This is a genomic window from Corynebacterium sp. (assembly GCF_012837295.1).
In the GTDB taxonomy this organism is placed as follows: domain Bacteria; phylum Actinomycetota; class Actinomycetes; order Mycobacteriales; family Mycobacteriaceae; genus Corynebacterium.
In genome coordinates, this window is record NZ_DURI01000085.1 from 1 (window position 1) to 2862 (window position 2862).

The window sequence follows — 2862 nt, forward strand, 5'->3', positions numbered from 1 at the left end:
CGCACATCGGCGGATCATTCACAAAGCAAATGAGGATAAGTTAATCGTGCAGTTGACGGAGCCATCCGAAATAATCGACTTCATCTCCGACGAAGACGTCAAATTCGTCGACATCCGTTTCACGGATTTGCCGGGAACCGAACAGCATTTCACGATTCCCGCATCCGAATTCGATGAGGCCGCAATGGAGGAGGGGCTTGCGTTCGACGGGTCCTCGATCCGCGGCTTCACCACCGTCGACGAATCCGACATGACGCTCCTGCCCGATTTGTCGACCGCGCACGTCGACCCCTTCCGCGCCGCGAAGACGCTGAACATCAAGTTCTTCGTGCACGACCCGTTCACGTTGGAGCCCTTCTCGCGGGACCCGCGCAACATCGCCCGCAAGGCGGAGGAGTACCTCCAGTCAACCGGCATCGCGGACACCTGCAACATCGGCGCCGAAGCCGAGTTCTTCCTTTTCGACAAGGTCAGCTACTCCACCGAATCCAACAACGGCTTCTTCCACGTCGACTCCGTGGAGGGCTGGTGGAACCGCGCGGAGGACGCCAACCCGGACGGTTCACCGAACCTCGGCTACAAGACGCGGATGACCGGCGGCTACTTCCCCGTCGCCCCCTACGACCATTTCCAGGACCTGCGCGATGAAATCAGCCTGGAACTGGAGGGATGCGGTTTCCAGTTGGAGCGATTGCACCATGAGGTGTCCACCGCGGGCCAGCAGGAAATCAACTACCGCTTCAACTCGCTGCTCGCCGCCGCCGACGACATGCAGGTGTTCAAGTACGTCGTGCGCAACACCGCCTGGCGGGCGGGCAAGTCCGCGACGTTCATGCCGAAGCCGCTGGGCCGCGAAGCCGGCTCCGGCATGCACGCCCACCTGTCGCTGTGGAAGGACGGGGAGCCCCTCTTCTTCGATGAGGAGGGTTACGCCGGACTGTCGGACATGGCCCGCCACTTCATCGGCGGCATCCTCGAACACGCCGGCGCGCTCATCGCGTTCACCAACCCGACGATGAACTCCTACCGCCGCCTCATCCCCGGATTCGAGGCCCCGACGAACCTGGTGTACTCGCAGCGGAACCGCTCCGCGGCCATCCGCATCCCCATCACGGGCGCGAACCCGAAGGCCAAGCGCATAGAATTCCGCGCCCCGGATCCGACGGCGAACCCGTACCTGGCGTTCGCCGCGATCATGATGGCCGGCCTGGACGGCATCAAGAACCGCACCGAACCCTCCGAGCCCCTCGACAAGGACATCTACGAGCTCGAGCCGGAGGAGGCCGTGGGCATCCCGACCACCCCGGCGTCCCTGTCCCTGGCGCTGGACGCGCTCGAGGCGGACAAGGAGTTCCTCCTCGAGGGCGACGTGTTCACCGAGGACGCCCTGGCCGCGTACATCGCGTACAAGCGCGAACATGAGATTGCGCCGTCCCTGCTGCACCCGACCCCGTTCGAATACGAAATGTATTACGACGCCTAAAGCGGCGGACCGCGGCGCCAGTCACCGCCGAACCACCGCCCGCAACAACGGGCCGCAACAACGGGCGGAAACCATCGCCCAGAACAACCGGTTCCCGACAATTTTCCCATCCCCCAATTCGAAAGGTATTCATGCCCACTTCCCCGTACGACGGCATGCCCAACATCGATTTCCTCTACCTGTCCGAGCCCGAAATGATCGAGGCCGGCGTCACCGATTCCGGGGCGTGCGTGGAGACCATGGAGGAGACGCTCATTCTGCTCGCCGACGGCGATTACCGGATGGCGGGCGCCTCCGCGAATTCGCACGGTGCGCAGGTCAACTTCCCGGACAACCCGGAGCACGAGGGCATGCCCGCCAATGGCCCGGACCGCCGCTTCATGGCGATGCCCGCGTACCTGGGCGGCCGTTTCCGCGCGGCCGGAGTGAAGTGGTACGGCTCCAACGCCGAGAACCGCAAACATGACCTGCCCCGCTCCATCCACGTCTTCGTGCTGAACGACGCGATCACCGGCGCCCCGATGGCGATCATGTCGGCGAACCTGCTGTCGGCGTACCGCACGGGCGCGGTGCCGGGCGTCGGGGTGAAGCACCTGGCGGTCGAGAACGCGGAGACGGTGGGCATCATCGGCCCGGGCGTCATGAGCCGCACCATCTTCGACTCGGCCATGTCCCAGCGCCCGGGCATCAAGCGCCTGAAGATCAAGGGCCGCTCCCCCGAGTCCACGAGCCGGGTGGCCGAGTACTTCCGCGACAAGTACCCGCAGCTGGAATCCGTCACGGTCGTCGATTCGGAGCAGGCCGCCATCGAGGATTCCGACATCCTCATCGCCGGCACGTCGACGTCCCCGGACGGCCCGAGCGGTTTCCCGTACTTCAAGCGCGAGTGGATCAAGCCCGGCGCACTCATCCTGTGCCCGGCCGCCGCCCGCTTCGACGACGACTTCATCGCCTCCGACGCGGCGAACCTGGTGGTCGACTACACCGGCCTGTACGAGGAGTGGTTCAACGAGAACGGCCCCGACGTCACCTACGAGCGCCTGCTGGGCATCCCCGGCAACCGCTGGTGGGACATGGCCGAGGAGGGTTCGCTGCCGAAGGAGAAGCTGGTCAACATCGGCGACATCGCCGCCGGCCGCGCCCCGGGCCGCGAGAACGACGAGCAGATTTTCTGCTACTCCATCGGCGGCATGCCGGTCGAGGACGTCGCCTGGGCGTACGACGTCTACGAGAACGCGCGCGCCAAGGGCATCGGCACCACCCTGAACCTGTGGGAGAACCCGGTCCTGAAGTAGCGCGGGACCCCCGACCGCGCCGCACCGGGCGCCGTCATTGCCCGGGATCGCCGGAACCGCGCCGTCGGAAAGCAACTGCTTGCC

Annotated in this window: 2 protein-coding genes; both read left to right on the top strand. The window is 65.3% G+C overall.

Going from position 1 to position 2862, the window contains the following annotated elements:
- Positions 1-52 precede the first annotated feature (52 nt).
- Positions 53-1483, top strand: coding sequence for a type I glutamate--ammonia ligase (gene glnA / locus GX015_RS02880; RefSeq protein WP_291342664.1), 1431 nt, complete (start codon positions 53-55; stop codon positions 1481-1483).
- A 131-nt stretch (positions 1484-1614) separates the two neighbouring features.
- Entirely contained in the window at positions 1615-2778 is a 1164-nt protein-coding gene (locus tag GX015_RS02885) for a tyramine oxidase subunit B (RefSeq protein ID WP_291342666.1), read from the top strand.
- Positions 2779-2862: the final 84 nt, after the last annotated feature.

What these genes read in the sequence shown, in the direction of transcription:
- GX015_RS02885 (WP_291342666.1), top strand. Translation starts at nt 1,615, where the DNA reads ATGCCCACTTCCCCGTACGACGGCATGCCCAACATCGATTTCCTCTAC.